Raw genomic sequence first — 15,696 nt, 5'->3', positions numbered from 1 at the left:
AGTCGCGGTGCCGCCAGCCTACTTCGTCGCCCGCACCACCAGCAGCCGCGAGTCCGCTGCCAGCGGTTCACCGTTCCAGCCGCCGTCGACGACCACGTCGGAGAAGCCCGCCGTACGGAGGTCAGCCGTGATCTCGTCGGCGGACCGGAAGTACAGGACGTTGCGGTAGACCGCGTCGTGCCCGTCCTCGAACACGTTGTGCGCGTCGAACACCACCCGTCCGTCCGCGATCTCGATCAGCTCGAGCCACTCCTTCAGGTGCCCGGCGACCGTGTCGCGTTCGCCGTACGTCGCCTCGCTGGTCCACTGCTCCCAGGCGCGCATCGCCGGGTTCCGCGACTCGAACGCGAGCACGCCGCCGGGACGCAGCGCGGCGGCCAGCGCGACCACGCTGGCCGCGTGCTCCGCGACGTGCATCATCGTGTTGCCGCTGCTGACCACCAGATCCACGTCGCCGGCCGGCTCGACGGCGTGGTGGTCGCCCTCGATCCAGGTGACCGCGTCGGCGCCGGGCTGCTTGCGCGCGTACCCGAGCATCGTGGCGCTGGGGTCGATGCCGATCACCTCCCGCCCGGGCGCGACCAGCGACCGCGTCAGCAGGCCGGTGCCGCAGCCGAAGTCGAGGACCTTCGTGGTGCCCTCGGCCAAGGCGCGGTAGTACGCGTGGTCATCACCGGCCGGGTTGTCCAGGTCGTAGAGCTGTACCAGTTGTTCGTCGCCGTACGGATCGTCAGTCACCCCGAAAGCCTAAGGGGGTGTGCCCCGTAAGACGGTCGTCTCAGAAATTGAGACGGTAGGCGGCTGAACTTGACCCGGTCGGCAGGTTTCGGCGAATAATGCCTACATGCGATCGATTCTCCTCGTACTTGTGCGGCGCGCCGACTGACGCGACCACCGAGTCGAGCGCGCCCCTTCAGCCAACCCGGCGGAAGGGGTTTTTTGTTGCCAGGGCGACTATCTGCGACCCAGTAGTGCCAGGACGACGGCCACAAGCGAGGATGGATCGGTCGCGAAAGTACAACCATCGTGACAGGACTGAGGGAAGGCACTCATGAGTGAGCAGCTGACCGGGGCACAGGCTCTGATCCGCGCACTGGAACATGCCGGAGTGGACACCGTCTTCGGCATCCCGGGTGGCGCGATCCTCCCGGCGTACGACCCGATGCTCGACTCGACCCAGATCCGCCACATCCTGGTACGTCACGAGCAGGGCGCCGGCCACGCCGCCCAGGGGTACGCCGCGGCGTCCGGCAAGGTCGGCGTCTGTATGGCGACCTCCGGACCGGGCGCGACCAACCTGGTGACGCCGATCGCCGACGCCTACATGGACTCGGTGCCGCTGGTGGCGATCACCGGCCAGGTGGCGGGCGCCGCGATCGGTACGGACGCCTTCCAGGAGGCGGACATCCGCGGCATCACGATGCCGATCACCAAGCACAACTTCCTGGTGACCGACCCGAACGAGATCGCGACCACGATCGCCGAGGCGTTCCACATCGCCTCCACCGGCCGGCCCGGCCCGGTGCTGGTGGACGTCACCAAGGACGCGATGCAGACCACCGGCGTCGACTTCCAGTGGCCGACCGAGCTCGCGCTGCCCGGCTACCGGCCGGTGACCCGCCCGCACCCGAAGCAGGTGCGTGAGGCGGCCCGGCTGATCGTCGCCGCCGAGAAGCCGGTGCTGTACGTCGGCGGCGGCGTGATCCGCGCCCAGGCCAGCGCCGAGCTGAAGGAACTCGCCGAGCTGCTCGGCATCCCGGTCGTCACCACGCTGATGGCCCGCGGCGCGCTGCCCGACACCCACGAGCTGCACTTCGGGATGCCCGGCATGCACGGCTCGGTGTCCGCGGTCGGCGCGCTGCAGCGGTCCGACCTGCTGATCACGCTCGGCGCCCGCTTCGACGACCGGGTGACCGGCAAGCTGGACTCGTTCGCCCCGGACGCGAAGGTCATCCACGCCGACATCGACCCGGCCGAGATCGGCAAGAACCGGGTCGCCGACGTGCCGATCGTGGGCGACTGCAAGGAGGTCATCACCGACCTGATCGCCGCGCTCCGGACCGAGATCGCGAACGCCGGCCGGACCCCGTCGTACGACACCTGGCGGCACCAGCTGGAGGACGTCCGCGCGCGCTACCCGCTCGGGTACGACGAGCCGGAGGACGGCACGCTGTCGCCGCAGCACGTGATCCAGCGGATCGGCCAGATCGCCGGCCCGGACACCGTGTACACCGCGGGCGTCGGCCAGCACCAGATGTGGTCCGCGCACTTCCTGCCCTTCGAGAAGCCCGGCCACTGGCTGAACTCCGGCGGCCTCGGCACCATGGGGTACGCCGTACCGGCCGCGATGGGTGCCAAGGTCGCCCGCCCGGACAAGACCGTCTGGGCGATCGACGGCGACGGCTGCTTCCAGATGACCAACCAGGAGCTGGTCACCTGCGCGCTGGAGGGCATCCCGATCAAGGTCGCGGTGATCAACAACCAGTCGCTGGGCATGGTCCGGCAGTGGCAGACGCTGTTCTACGACAAGCGCTACTCCAACACCGACCTGCACTCGACCCGGATCCCGGACTTCGCCAAGCTGGCCGAGGCGATGGGCGGCGTCGGGCTGCGCTGCACCGACAAGGACTCGCTGGACGCCACCATCGAGAAGGCGATGGCGGTCACCGACGCGCCGGTGGTGGTCGACTTCGTCGTGCACCGGGACGCGATGGTGTGGCCGATGGTCGCCGCCGGCGTCAGCAACGACGAGATCCAGATCGCCCGCGACATGGCGCCGAGCTGGGAAGGCGAGGAACTCTGATGTCGAAACACACCCTGTCGATCCTGGTCGAGAACAAGCACGGTGTGCTGGCCCGGGTGGCCGCGCTGATCTCCCGCCGCGGGTTCAACATCGACTCGCTCGCGGTCGGTCCGACCGAGCACCCCGAGGTGTCCCGGATGACGATCGCGGTGACCGTCGAGGAACAGCCGCTGGAGCAGATCACCAAGCAGCTCAACAAGCTCGTGAACGTGATCAAGATCGTCGAGCTCGAGCCCACCCAGACGGTCCAGCGCGAACTGTTGCTGGTCAAGGTCAAGGCGGACACCCTGACCCGCGGGCAGGTGCTGGAGACCGTCCAGCTGTTCCGTGCCAAGGTGGTGGACGTGGCACCGGACGCGATCACGATCGAGGCGACCGGCAATCCCGAGAAGCTCGAGGCCATGCTCCGGGTGCTGGAACCCTTCGGCGTCCGCGAGCTGGTGCAGTCCGGCATGGTGGCGATCGGCCGCGGCAGCCGCTCGATCTCCGACCGCACGCTGCGGCCGGTCCCGGTGCCGCCGCCGCACGTCCAGACCGGACCGCCGAACGTCCAGGCGCGACCCGTCGACCACTCGCACCCGGTACCGGCGCCGCCGCCGGGCCGTACCGCCGCCGCCGTACCGAATCAACACTAAGGAGAAGTGCCCGAAGTGGCTGCTGAAATGTTCTACGACGACAACGCCGACCTGTCGGTGATCCAGGGCCGGCACGTGGCCGTCCTCGGCTACGGCTCCCAGGGCCACGCCCACGCGCTCTCGCTGCGCGACTCCGGCGTCGACGTCCGGGTCGGCCTGCCGGAAGGCTCCAAGAGCCGGGCCAAGGCCGAGGCCCAGGGCCTGCGGGTCGTCACCCCGGCCGAGGCCTGCGAGGAGGCCGACGTGATCGTCGTCCTCGCTCCGGACCCGGCGCAGCGCAAGCTCTACAAGGACGCCATCGAGCCGAACCTCGTCGACGGCGACGCGCTGGTCTTCGGGCACGGCTTCAACATCCGGTTCGGCTACATCAAGCCACCAGCTGGTGTGGATGTCTTCATGGTCGCCCCGAAGGGCCCGGGCCACCTGGTCCGCCGCGAGTACTCCGAGGGCCGCGGCGTACCGGTGCTGGTGGCCGTCGAGCAGGACGCCACCGGCAAGGCGTGGGACCTGGCGCTCTCGTACGCGAAGGGCATCGGCGGCCTCCGGGCCGGCGGTATCAAGACCACCTTCACCGAGGAGACCGAGACCGACCTCTTCGGTGAGCAGGCCGTCCTCTGCGGTGGTGTCTCCGCGCTGATCACGGCCGGGTACGAGACGCTGACCGAGGCCGGGTACCAGCCCGAGGTCGCGTACTTCGAGTGCCTGCACGAGCTCAAGCTGATCGTCGACCTGATCTACGAAGGCGGCATCGCCAAGCAGCGCTGGTCGGTCTCCGACACCGCCGAGTACGGCGACTACGTGTCCGGCCCGCGGATCATCGACGCGTCGGTGAAGGCGCGGATGAAGGAGGTCCTCGGCGACATCACCGACGGCACCTTCGCGGCCCGCTTCATCGCCGACCAGGACGCCGGCGCGCCGGAGTTCGCGGAGTTCCGCAAGAAGAGCCAGGAGCACCCGATCGAGGCCGTGGGCAAGGACCTGCGCGGCCTGATGGCGTGGGTCAAGTCGCACGACGACGACTACGTCGAGGGTTCTGCCGCCCGCTGACCGAGGTCGTGAAGGGCCCGGACCGTCCAGGTGGACGGTCCGGGCCCTTCGGTTTGCAACAATGTGTGACGATTCCGGTTCGGTGGGGGAGGTGAGCGGTGGTGAACGACGTAGCGCCGCGCCCACCGCGGCGGATCCCCGGCGGTGCCGGATCGCTCACCCAGCTGGAGAGCCCGAGCCGCCCGGCGACCGGAGCCGAGCCACCACCCCGCGGCCCCTGGCTCTTCGGTCGCTTCCTGGCCGGCCTGATCGCCCTGATCCTGATCGTCGCCGCCGGCGGCGCAGCGGGCTGGTACTTCCGCCAGCGCAGCGTGCGCATCGACACGGCCGCCGTACTGAAGTCCGCCGGCCCGGCCGTGGTCCGGGTCCTGGCCACGACCTGCGCGGGCACCGGCGAGGCGTCCGGCGTCCTGATCGACAACGGCCGGATCCTGACCGCCGCGTCGGCCGTCGACCAGCCGAAGTCGATCGTGGTGGTGGCACCCGACGGCCGGATGCGGCGGGCCAACCTGCTCGGGACCAGCGCCGACGGTGTCGCGGTCCTGCAGTCGATCGGATTCGACGACCCGCCGCTGCACCTGCCGGCCGCCGACCCGGGCCGCCGGGCCGAGCGGGCACTGATCGGGTACACGGCGGCCGGCAAGCAGGTCGTCAACGAGATCGGGTCCGCGGCCGATCCGAAGCCGCTGAGCCAGTTCATGAACGCGGCCAAGCTCGGCGGCCCGGTGGTCGGAAAGGCCGGCGAGCTGGTCGGCCTGGTCACGGGTCCCACGGTCCCGACCGCCGCGGTCGTCCCGGTCGCCAAACTCCGCGAGTACGTCGCGCCCGCGCCGTCCGGCATCACCGTCGCGTCCGCGGGGACCTGCCCGGAGTCACGTGGCCCGCAGGGCGGGATCGTCCCGGTGCTGCAGGTCGCCGGTACCCCGTTGGCCCTGAAGGTGCGGCAGTTGCTGGCGAACTACCTGACCCTCGAGAACAAGCACGACTTCGACGCCCTGCAGGCGCTGTACTCTCCGCGCCTGGCCGCGTCCTTGACCGTGGCCCGGGACCGGCAGGGCCACTCGACGTCGTACTTCTTCAACCCGAGGATCACCGATCTGGCACCGGACGGCTCCTATGCGCGGATGGCGTACAACGTGCTGTTCGCGGGGACCGCGAAAGGCGCCGGGGGCGGCATCTGCAACCGGCTGGACGGGCGGGTCGACCTGGTGTGGGTGGGCGGCAAGCCGGTGATCGACAAGATCGCCTACGCGACCGACCCGGTGAGCTGCGACACCGACTGACCGGCATCCGGGTCCCCGAGCGGGGCGGATGCCGGACGCGGTACGATCGACTCAGCGGGCACAGCGCGGTGCTCTGTTCATCATGAGCCCCTACCGCTTCTGCAGGAGATTCCTCCATGACTGACGTAACCCGGCCCGTCGTCCTGATCGCCGAAGAGCTCAGCCCGGCCACTGTCGAGGCGCTCGGCCCCGACTTCGAGATCCGCCACGCCAACGGCGCCGACCGCGCCGAGCTGCTCCCCGCCATCGCCGACGTCGACGCCATCCTGATCCGCAGCGCCACCAAGGTGGACGCCGAGGCGCTCGCCGCCGCGAAGAAGCTGAAGGTCGTCGCCCGCGCCGGCGTCGGCCTCGACAACGTGGACGTGAAGGCCGCCACCCAGGCCGGCGTGATGGTCGTGAACGCCCCGACCTCCAACATCGTCAGCGCCGCCGAGCTCGCCGTCGCGCTGCTGCTCGCCTCCGCCCGCCGGGTCCCGGCCGCGAACGAGTCGCTGAAGAAGGGCGAGTGGAAGCGCAGCAAGTACTCGGGTGTCGAGCTGTTCGAGAAGACCGTCGGCATCGTCGGCCTCGGAAAGATCGGCGTCCTGGTCGCGCAGCGGCTGGCCGCCTTCGGCATGAACGTGATCGCCTACGACCCGTACGTGCAGGCCGGCCGGGCCGCGCAGATGGGCGTCCGGCTCGCCTCCCTGGACGAGCTGCTGGCGGCCAGTGACTTCATCTCGGTGCACCTGCCGAAGACCCCGGAGACCATCGGCCTGATCGGCGACGAGCAGCTGCACAAGGTCAAGCCCGAGGTCATCATCGTGAACGCGGCCCGCGGCGGCATCGTCGACGAGCAGGCGCTGTACAGCGCTCTGAAGGAAGGCCGGGTCGCGGGCGCCGGGCTGGACGTGTTCGCGTCCGAGCCGTGCACCGACTCGCCGCTGTTCGAGTTCGAGAACGTCGTCGTCACGCCGCACCTCGGCGCGTCCACCGACGAGGCGCAGGAGAAGGCCGGCATCGCGGTCGCGAAGTCGGTCCGGCTGGCATTGTCGGGCGAGCTGGTCCCGGACGCCGTGAACGTCCAGGGCGGCGTGATCGCCGAGGAGGTCCGGCCGGGGATCGCGCTGACCGAGAAGCTCGGCCGGATCTTCACCGCGCTGGCCGGCGGCGTCGCGCAGCAGCTCGACGTCGAGGTCCGCGGCGAGATCACGCAGTACGACGTGAAGGTGCTCGAGCTGGCCGCACTGAAGGGCGTCTTCGCGGATGTCGTCGAGGACAACGTCTCGTACGTGAACGCGCCGCTGCTGGCGGCCGAGCGGGGCCTCGAGGTCCGGCTCGTCACCGACCACGACAGCCCGGAGCACCGGAACCTGATCACGCTCCGCGGCACGCTCGCCGACGGCGCGCAGGTGTCGGTGGCCGGCACGCTGGTCGGCGTCCGGCAGTCGGAGCGGCTGGTCGAGATCGACGGGTTCGACGTCGAGATCGAGCTCGCCGCGCACCTGGCGTTCCTCACTTACGAGGACCGCCCGGGCGCGGTCGGCCAGATCGGCCGGATCCTCGGCGACGCCGACGTGAACATCGCCGGCATGCAGGTCAGCCGGGACCGCAAGGGCGGCAAGGCGCTGGTCGCGCTGTCGGTCGACTCGAAGATCGCGGCACCCGTGCTGGACGAGATCACCGCCGCGGTGCAGGCCGCCACCGCCCGTTCCGTGGACGTCGAGGCCTGATTCACCCGAACGACTGATTTACTGGAGGCGGTCAGCCGCCCGCAGGCGCATGGCGGCTGACAAGGGCCCGGGCTCAATAGCCCGGGCCCGCTGCCTTTTCTAGCGCCGGGTGGCGAGCAGGACGGCGGCGTCCGCCGCGACCATCACCTCGACGGTGGTGAAACGCTGGTCCATCAGCCATTCCTGGCGGAGCGTGTCGACCCGGCCCTCGTACATCGGCGGCCAGACCGCGGACGGCGTGAAGTCGTCGAGTACGACGAAGCCGCCCGGCTCGACGACGTCCGCGATCACGTCGCGGGCGGACAGCTTCGCCTCGCGGGCGTCCACGAACAGCAGCGCGAACGGGCCGCGCTCGATCAGCGCGGTCCAGTCGGCCGACACGACCTCGATCCGCTCGTCGGCGGCGAACAGTTCGCCGACCGCCTGCGCGAGCTGCGGGTCGCTCTCCGCGGTGACGATGTTGGTGCCCTCGCCGGCGCCGCTGCGCAGCCAGGCCGAGCCGACGCCGCAGCCGGTGCCGAGCTCACCGAGCAGGCCGGACTTCGAGGCCGCGAGGGCGGCGAGCAGCCGGCCCGTCTCGTTCCTGGTGGAGCTGACGAATCCGCGCCGGCCGGACAGGCTGAGGGCCGCCGAGACCAGCGGCGGCAGTTCTGGAGGAGCACTCACGGGCTGAGACTGGCACAGGTCGGGGCCGGCGCCCGCACCGGGATCTCATATTCCGGGACAACCTGCCCGCATTGTGGAGAAATAGTCGGACGTGCGAGTAAATTCGTGCGCATCCTGCCGCCCACGACATATTGGGAAGGAGCAGCATGTACGACATGTATCCAGCCAACTGGCCGGCCGTCGACGGCCGTGAGCGGAAGGCCGCCCGGCGGCGCCGTCCGGCTCGCCCGGCGCCCGCGGCCGAGGTCAAGGCTGTCCAAGAGGCCATGAACCGCCGTGACAATGGGGGAGAACCCAACAAGTGAGCGAGAACAAGTTCTTCACGCTGGCCGTCGTTCCCGGTGACGGGATCGGACCGGAGGTGACCACCGAGGCGCTCAAGGTCCTCGACGCGGTCGCCGCGCAGCACGGCGTGACGTTCGAGCGGACCGAGTACGACCTCGGCGCGAAGCGCTGGCACGCCACCGGTGAGACGCTGCCGGACGCCGAGCTGGAGGAGATCCGCAAGCACGACGCGATCCTGCTCGGCGCGGTCGGCGACCCGAGCGTCCCGTCCGGCGTACTCGAGCGCGGTCTGCTGCTCAAGCTCCGGTTCACCCTGGACCACTACGTGAACCTGCGGCCCTCGAAGATCTACCCGTCCGTCGGTTCCCCGCTGACGAACCCGGGCACCGTCGACTTCGTCGTGGTCCGCGAGGGCACCGAGGGTCCGTACGTCGGCAACGGCGGCGCGCTCCGGGTCGGCACCCCCGCCGAGATCGCCACCGAGGTGTCGGTCAACACGGCGTACGGCGTGGAGCGCGTGGTGCGGGACGCCTTCGTCCGGGCGCAGGCGCGGCCGCGGAAGAAGCTCACGCTGGTCCACAAGAACAACGTGCTCGTGTACGCCGGCCACCTCTGGAAGCGGACGGTCGACGCGGTCGCGACCGAGTTCCCCGACGTGGCGGTCGACTACCTGCACGTGGACGCGGCGACGATCTTCCTGGTCACCGACCCGGCACGGTTCGACGTGATCGTCACCGACAACCTGTTCGGCGACATCATCACCGACCTGGCGGCCGCGATCAGCGGCGGGATCGGGCTGGCCGCGAGCGGCAACATCAACCCGGACCGGACCGCGCCGAGCATGTTCGAGCCGGTGCACGGCTCCGCGCCGGACATCGCCGGCCAGCAGAAGGCCGACCCGACCGCGGCGATCCTGTCCGCGGCGCTGCTCCTGGAGCACCTCGGCCTGCCGGACGCGGCGCGCGCGATCGAGGCGGCCGTCGAGGCGGACATCGAGGAGCGCACGGGCGCTGCCCGCAGTACCGCCGAGATCGGCGACGCGATCGCCAAGCGCGCGGCGGGCTGACCGGTGACGGCAGGAGAGGCTCCCGCCGCGGCCGGAGCCGGCGCTCGCATGACCAGTTGGTCGAGAGGTACGGTGCGGCTATGAGCGAGTTCACCGTTGAGCCAACCACCACACCGGCCAGCGACGACCAGCGCGCCCAGATCCTGGCGAACCCGGGATTCGGGCAGTACTTCACCGACCACATGGCGATCGCCACCTGGACGGCCGAGAAGGGCTGGCACGACGCACGGATCACCGCTTTCGGTCCGCTGGAGCTTTCTCCGGCGACCTCGGTGTTCCACTACGCCCAGACGATCTTCGAGGGGATGAAGGCCTACCGGCATCCCGACGACTCGATCCACCTGTTCCGCCCCGAGGCGAACGCGGTCCGGTTCCAGCGGTCCGCGCAGCGGCTCGCGCTGCCGGAGCTGCCGACCGAGGTCTTCCTCGACTCGCTGCACAAGCTGGTCGAGCTCGACAAGGCCTGGGTGCCGGGTGGCGGCGAGACCTCGCTGTACCTGCGGCCGTTCATGTTCGGTTCCGACCCGTTCCTCGGCGTCCGGCCGTCCGCGCAGGTGACGTACTGCGTGATCGCCTCGCCGGCCGGGTCGTACTTCGCGAACGGTGTGAAGCCGGTCCGGATCTGGCTGAGCGAGGAGTACACCCGCGCGGCCCCCGGCGGCACGGGTGCGGCGAAGACCGGCGGCAACTACGCGTCGTCGCTGCTCGCCCAGGCCGAGGCGATCGAGAACGGCTGTGACCAGGTCGCGTTCCTGGACGCGGTCGAGAAGAAGTGGGTCGAAGAGCTCGGCGGGATGAACCTGTACTTCGTCCTCGACGACAACTCGGTGGTCACGCCGGAGCTGTCCGGCACGATCCTCGAGGGCGTCACCCGGGACTCGATCCTGAAGCTGGTCACCGACCTCGGCTACACGGTCACCGAGCGCAAGGTCTCGGTCGACGAGTGGCGCGAGGGTGCTGCCTCCGGCAAGGTGCAGGAGGTGTTCGCCTGCGGTACCGCCGCGGTCGTCACCCCGGTCGCCTCGCTGAAGTGGCGCGACGGCGAGACCCGGATCGGTGACGGCAACGGCGGCCCGGTCACCGCGGCCGTCCGGTCGGCTCTCCTCGACGTGCAGTACGGCCGCACGGCCGACCCGCACGGCTGGATGACCCGCGCCTTCTGACCCCGCTCCTCCGAACGCCCGGCAGCCACGGCTGCCGGGCGTTTTCATAGGTTCTTCTCAGCTCGGGGTGTGGGACGGCGCTCGCTGGTCCTTCGCCGAACCCGATAGGGTCGGGCGGCATGAGCGGCTTTCCGGCTGAGGTCGAGGGGTACTACGCGGAGCTGGCCCAGCGGCGGGGGTGGTCCGCGGAGACCCTCGCGGCGATCCGGTCGACGGTCGAGCTGATCCGGGACCTCGACCGTGGGACCGCACCGCGGACGTACGGCGCCGCGGTCGACGACTACGGGACCGACTGGCTGTACGAGGCCGTCTGGCACGAGCGGGAGTGGGTCGTCATCCGCCAGCTCGGCGCCGGCGAGGACGGCGAGGTCACGCGGTACTGGTGGCAGCGCCTCGAGGACGAGGACGGCATGCTCACCGACCAGTCCCTCGACCGCGACGACTGGGGGCTCCGCCCGCTGTCCCGCGAGGACTTCTACACCGCCTGGGACGACCCGGGCTGGTCCCTTACCGCCTGAACTCCAGTACCCGTTTGCGTACTGAATGGTCGAGATGCGAGACGGCACCGTTACCGATCGGTGATTGTGTGGCAGACTTCGAGACGTCATGAAGCACTATCGGGTGATTATTCTCTAGGCGCGCTCAGCCAGCTGTACCTGAGCGCGCAGACCTCTCGCACCTTGCGGGAGGTTTTTTGTTTGCCCGAACAGACCCTTCCGGAAGGCCGACCCGCATGAGCATCTCGGACGATTTCCACGTGTACGACACCACTCTGCGCGACGGTGCGCAGCAGGAGGGGCTGGCGCTGTCCGTGGCCGACAAGATCGCCATCGCGCAGCACCTGGACGAGCTGGGGGTCGGCTTCATCGAGGGTGGCTGGCCGGGGGCGGTGCCCAAGGACACGGAGTTCTTCGAGCGGGCGCGGACCGAGCTGCACCTGCGGAACGCGACGTTCGCGGCCTTCGGCGCGACCCGCAAGCCGGAGACCGTTGCCGCCGACGACCAACAGGTCGCCGCGCTCCGCGACTCCGGCGCGGGGGTCGTCACACTCGTTGCCAAGAGCCACGACGCACACGTCGAGCGGGCGCTCCGGACGACCCTCGACGAGAACCTGCGGATGGTCGCCGACACGGTCCGGCACCTGCGGGACAACGGGCAGCGGGTCTTCCTGGACACCGAGCACTTCTTCGACGGCTACCGCGCGAACCGGGCGTACGCGCTGGAGGTGGTACGAGTAGCGGCCGAGGCGGGCGCCGACGTGGTGGCGTTGTGCGACACCAACGGCGGCACACTGCCCCGGGAGTTGCAGGACGTCGTCCGCGACGTACTCGAATCGACCGGGGCCAGGCTCGGCATCCACTGTCACAACGACGCCGGCTGCGCGGTGGCGAACTCGATCGCCGCCGTCGAGGCCGGCGTCACGCACGTCCAGGGCACGGTCAACGGGTACGGCGAGCGCACCGGCAACGCCGATCTGGTCGCGATCGTGGCGAACCTCGAGCTGAAGCGCGGGATGGAGCTGCTGCCCGCGGGCAACCTGGCGGAGTCGTTCCGGATCGCGCACGCGATCGCCGAGGTGACGAACGTGCCGCCTTCGCACCGGGCGCCGTACGTCGGGCTGTCTGCGTTCGCGCACAAGGCCGGGCTGCACGCGAGCGCGATCAAGGTGGACCCGGATCTCTACCAGCACACGGATCCGGCGCGGGTCGGCAACGACATGCGGATGCTGGTGTCGGAGATGGCCGGCCGGGCGAGCATCGAGCTGAAGGGCCGCGAGCTCGGGTTCGACCTCGGCAACGACCGGGAGCTCGTCGGCCGGGTGGCCGATCGGGTGAAGGTCCTGGAGTCGCGCGGGTACACGTTCGAGGCGGCCGACGCGTCGTTCTCGCTGCTGCTCACCGAGGAGGTCGACGGGAAGCGGCCGAGCTTCTTCGACGTCGAGTCGTGGCGGGTGATCACCGAGTCGCGCGCCGACGGCGAGGCGGTGTCGGAGTCGACGGTGAAGCTGGTCGCGGCGGGGGAGCGGGAGATCGTCACCGGGGAGGGCAACGGCCCGGTGAACGCGCTCGACCACGCGCTGCGGACCGCGATCGAGCGCGCGTACCCGGCGGTGAACAAGTTCGAGCTGGTCGACTACAAGGTGCGCATCCTCGACCAGGGACACGGCACCGACGCGGTGATCAGAGTCCTGATCGAGACCGCGGACGGCGAGGGTTCGTGGGTGACGGTCGGCGTCGGGCACAACATCGTGGAGGCGTCCTGGGAGGCGCTGGTCGACGGGTTCACGTTCGGTCTGCTGCGCCACAAGGAGGTCGCGCGATGAGCCTGCTCGCCGTCGAACGGGTGCTCACGGTCTTCACCGCGCAGGTGGCGGAGGTCGAGGGCCTGCTGGCACGGGTCGCCGTACTGCTGAATCCGTACGACGTCCGGGAGCTGACGTTGTCGCTGGACCGGGGCGAGCTGCGGGTCGTCGTCGAGGGCAACGGCTTCGACGCCGGGAGGGTCGCCGCCCGGCTGGACAGGGTGATCGGCGTACTGGACGTGACTATCAGCTCGAACTGATCAGTCTGAACTGGACAGTTTGGACTGTCTAATCTAGTGTTGGCGATGTGATCAGTGCATCGGCGACACAAGCTGCTGGCGAGGTGCGGGTGGTCTTCGGCCGGGTGAAGCGCCGGCTGAAGGACCTCGCGGAGACCGACGACCTGACGCCGTCGCAGTTGTCGATGCTGAGCCGGCTGGACAAGGACGGCCCGGCGACGGCGAGCCAACTGGCCGCGGCGGAGCGGATCCGGCCGCAGTCGGTGGCCGCGATCCTGACCGCGCTGCGCAACGCCGACCTGATCGAGCGGCACCCTGATCCGGAGGACGGCCGCCGGCAGGTGGTGTCGCTGACGTCGAAGGGCCGGCACCGCCTGCAGGGTGACCGCAAGGTCCGCCAGGAGTGGCTGGCGCAGACGTTGCAGGAGCACTGCTCGGAGGCCGAGCGGCAGACCATCATCAAGGCGCTCGCGCTGCTGGACCACGCGATCGAGGCGGCGACAGTCCGTTGACGGACCGTTTCGACCGGCGGCTGATCGCCCCGATGCTGGTCGGGTCGGTGCTGAACCCGATCAACTCGTCGATGCTGGCGGTCGCGCTGATCCCGATCGGCGCCGCGTTCGGCGTACCGCCGTCACAGACCGCCTGGCTGGTCACCGGCCTGTACCTTGCGACCGCTGTCGGCCAGCCGGTGATGGGCCGCCTGGTCGACATCTTCGGACCGCGCCCGCTGTACCTGATCGCCACCTCGCTGGTCGGTGTCGCCGGTGTGCTCGGCGCCTTTGCCCCGAACCTCGGCGTACTGATCGCCTCCCGGGTGCTGCTCGGCTTCGGTACGTCGGCGGCGTACCCGGCGGCGATGTCGCTGATCCGGACCGAGGCGGACCGGACCGGGATGGAGACGCCCGCGGTCATCCTGAGCAGCCTGTCGATCGCGAACCAGGTGATCGCGGTGATCGGCCCGACGCTGGGCGGCCTGCTGATCGGGCTCGGCGGCTGGCACCTGATCTTCACGATCAACGTGCCGCTGTCGCTGGCCTGCGTGGTGCTCGGCGCGCTCTGGCTGCCGCGGACCGCCCGCTCGCGGAGCGCCGGTGGGCTCGACTACGCCGGGATCGTGCTGTTCGCGGCGACGTTGGTCTCGTTGATGTTGTTCCTGATGCGCCCGGCCGTCTCGCGGTGGTATCTGCTGGTACTCGCGCTCGCTCTGGGCGTGGCGTTCGTGATCGCGCAGTTGCGGGTGATCGCGCCGTTCATCGACCTGCGGGTGCTCGGCGGCAACCGCCCGCTGATCATGACGTACCTGCGGCAGGTGCTCGCGTTCGTCGGGGCGTACTCGTTCCTCTACGGCTTCACCCAGTGGCTCGAGGAGGCGCGCGGGCTGAACGCCTCGAAGGCGGGTCTGCTGCTGTTGCCGTTGTCGCTGGCGGCGGTCGTGGTCACCGCGGTCACCGGACGGCGGGCGGCGGTCCGCGGCAAACTCGTTGCCGGAGGCGTCTTTCTGCTGGCGGCCGCGGCGGCGCAGCTGTTCGTCGGCCCGGGTACGCCGGTGTGGATCCTCGCGGTCGTCGGCGTGATCGCCGGCGTACCGCAGGGGCTGAACAACCTCGCCAACCAGACCGCCCTGTACCAGCAGTCCGATCCGGCCCGGATCGGCTCGTCCGCCGGGCTGCTCCGCACCTGCGTGTACGTCGGCGCGCTGATCTCCGCGGCCGCCAACGCCCACTTCTTCCAGCACGGCGCGACCACGACCGGCCTGCACGAGATGGCGGTCTTCCTGCTCGTCGTCGCCGGTCTGCTGATGCTGGTGACCCTCCTGCAACTCCCCGAATAGAGAGGTCCTGCTGTGCCAGTCACAACTCTTGACCCGAAGACGGCGCTGGTCGTCATCGATCTGCAGAACGGCGTCACCGGGCTCCCGGGTGAACCGCACGCCACCGCCGACGTGATCAGCAAGGCCGTGGAGCTCGCCGAGGCATTCCGCAAGCACAACCGGCTGGTGGTCCTGGTCCGGGTAAGTATCGCCGCCGACGGCGCCGACTGGGTCCCGGGCCGGACCGAGCAGGGGCCACGGTCCGCCCGCCAGACCCCGCCCGCGGGTGCCGACCAGGTCGTCGAGCAGCTGGCCGGCCATGCCGAGGACATCATCGTGACCAAGCGCAACTGGGGCGCGTTCCACGGCACCGATCTCGACATCCACCTGCGCCGCCGCGGCATCACGCAGATCGTGCTGACCGGGATCGCCACCAGCATCGGCGTCGAGTCGACCGCCCGCGCGGCCTTCGAGCACGGCTACCACGTCACGCTCGCCACCGACGCGATGACCGACCTGTCCGCGGACGCCCACCACAACTCGCTGACCCGGATCTTCCCGCGCCTGGGCGAGACCGGCACCGTCGCCGAAATCATCGCCCTCCTTGGTTAGGAAGGTTTACTAATAGTTCGTCGAGCGCTAGCTTGGCTGTCTCCGCCCCACACTGCAGGAGGCAGCC

Annotated in this window: 15 protein-coding genes and 1 pseudogene; 14 read left to right on the top strand and 2 right to left on the bottom strand. The window is 69.9% G+C overall.

What is annotated here, in order from left to right; genetic code table 11:
* Positions 1-18: 18 nt before the first annotated feature.
* On the bottom strand, positions 19-738 hold the full coding sequence (locus ACFV9C_RS23165) for a class I SAM-dependent methyltransferase (RefSeq protein WP_380196557.1): 720 nt from the start codon (positions 736-738) through the stop codon (positions 19-21).
* Between the two features lie 313 nt (positions 739-1,051).
* Between ACFV9C_RS23165 and ACFV9C_RS23160 the strand changes: the two genes are divergently transcribed.
* The 5 genes and pseudogenes from ACFV9C_RS23160 to serA all read left to right on the top strand — a co-directional run bounded on the left by ACFV9C_RS23160 (position 1,052) and on the right by serA (position 7,483).
* Entirely contained in the window at positions 1,052-2,803 is a 1,752-nt protein-coding gene (locus ACFV9C_RS23160; RefSeq protein WP_380196556.1) for an acetolactate synthase large subunit, read from the top strand.
* Positions 2,803-3,306, top strand: a pseudogene (ilvN, locus tag ACFV9C_RS23155) (acetolactate synthase small subunit); the annotation flags it as partial. The gene ACFV9C_RS23160 and the pseudogene ilvN, both read left to right, overlap by 1 nt.
* A gap of 159 nt (positions 3,307-3,465) precedes the next feature.
* Positions 3,466-4,485, top strand: coding sequence for a ketol-acid reductoisomerase (gene ilvC, locus ACFV9C_RS23150; protein ID WP_380196958.1), 1,020 nt, complete (start codon positions 3,466-3,468; stop codon positions 4,483-4,485).
* Positions 4,486-4,586: 101 nt separating this feature from the next.
* Positions 4,587-5,768, top strand: a complete 1,182-nt coding sequence (locus tag ACFV9C_RS23145) for a trypsin-like peptidase domain-containing protein (RefSeq protein WP_380196555.1) — start codon at positions 4,587-4,589, stop codon at positions 5,766-5,768.
* 116 nt (positions 5,769-5,884) lie between these two features.
* Entirely contained in the window at positions 5,885-7,483 is a 1,599-nt protein-coding gene (serA, locus tag ACFV9C_RS23140) for a phosphoglycerate dehydrogenase (protein ID WP_380196553.1), read from the top strand.
* Positions 7,484-7,582: 99 nt separating this feature from the next.
* On the opposite strand, the gene ACFV9C_RS23135 is transcribed toward serA, so the two are convergent.
* Positions 7,583-8,149, bottom strand: coding sequence for an O-methyltransferase (locus tag ACFV9C_RS23135; protein ID WP_380196552.1), 567 nt, complete (start codon positions 8,147-8,149; stop codon positions 7,583-7,585).
* Positions 8,150-8,295: 146 nt separating this feature from the next.
* Between ACFV9C_RS23135 and ACFV9C_RS23130 the strand changes: the two genes are divergently transcribed.
* The 9 genes from ACFV9C_RS23130 to ACFV9C_RS23090 all read left to right on the top strand — a co-directional run bounded on the left by ACFV9C_RS23130 (position 8,296) and on the right by ACFV9C_RS23090 (position 15,629).
* On the top strand, positions 8,296-8,454 hold the full coding sequence (locus ACFV9C_RS23130) for a hypothetical protein (RefSeq protein ID WP_344188266.1): 159 nt from the start codon (positions 8,296-8,298) through the stop codon (positions 8,452-8,454).
* The gene (locus ACFV9C_RS23125) at positions 8,451-9,500 is read left to right on the top strand and encodes a 3-isopropylmalate dehydrogenase (protein WP_380196550.1); all 1,050 of its coding nucleotides are present in this window, start codon (positions 8,451-8,453) and stop codon (positions 9,498-9,500) included. Before ACFV9C_RS23130 ends, ACFV9C_RS23125 begins: the two co-directional genes overlap by 4 nt.
* Positions 9,501-9,580: 80 nt before the next feature.
* Positions 9,581-10,663: a branched-chain amino acid aminotransferase gene (locus tag ACFV9C_RS23120; protein WP_380196548.1), complete on the top strand. Its 1,083-nt coding sequence runs from the start codon at positions 9,581-9,583 to the stop codon at positions 10,661-10,663.
* A 119-nt stretch (positions 10,664-10,782) separates the two neighbouring features.
* Positions 10,783-11,181: a hypothetical protein gene (locus tag ACFV9C_RS23115; RefSeq protein ID WP_380196546.1), complete on the top strand. Its 399-nt coding sequence runs from the start codon at positions 10,783-10,785 to the stop codon at positions 11,179-11,181.
* 215 nt (positions 11,182-11,396) lie between these two features.
* Positions 11,397-12,986, top strand: a complete 1,590-nt coding sequence (gene cimA, locus ACFV9C_RS23110) for a citramalate synthase (RefSeq protein ID WP_380196545.1) — start codon at positions 11,397-11,399, stop codon at positions 12,984-12,986.
* A complete protein-coding gene (locus tag ACFV9C_RS23105) occupies positions 12,983-13,225 on the top strand; it encodes a hypothetical protein (RefSeq protein WP_380196543.1) in 243 nt (80 codons plus the stop codon). The genes cimA and ACFV9C_RS23105 overlap by 4 nt, the downstream gene beginning before the upstream one ends.
* Positions 13,226-13,272: 47 nt before the next feature.
* Complete coding sequence (locus ACFV9C_RS23100; protein WP_380196541.1) at positions 13,273-13,716, top strand: MarR family winged helix-turn-helix transcriptional regulator; 444 nt, start codon at positions 13,273-13,275, stop codon at positions 13,714-13,716.
* The gene (locus ACFV9C_RS23095) at positions 13,713-15,038 is read left to right on the top strand and encodes an MFS transporter (RefSeq protein WP_380196539.1); all 1,326 of its coding nucleotides are present in this window, start codon (positions 13,713-13,715) and stop codon (positions 15,036-15,038) included. The genes ACFV9C_RS23100 and ACFV9C_RS23095 overlap by 4 nt, the downstream gene beginning before the upstream one ends.
* A gap of 12 nt (positions 15,039-15,050) precedes the next feature.
* A complete protein-coding gene (locus tag ACFV9C_RS23090) occupies positions 15,051-15,629 on the top strand; it encodes an isochorismatase family protein (protein WP_380196538.1) in 579 nt (192 codons plus the stop codon).
* Positions 15,630-15,696: the final 67 nt, after the last annotated feature.

This window comes from Kribbella sp. NPDC059898, from assembly GCF_042730855.1.
Classification (GTDB): Bacteria; Actinomycetota; Actinomycetes; order Propionibacteriales; family Kribbellaceae; genus Kribbella.
Note: the sequence above shows the minus strand (reverse complement) of the source record. Positions and strands in the feature narration are given on the sequence as shown.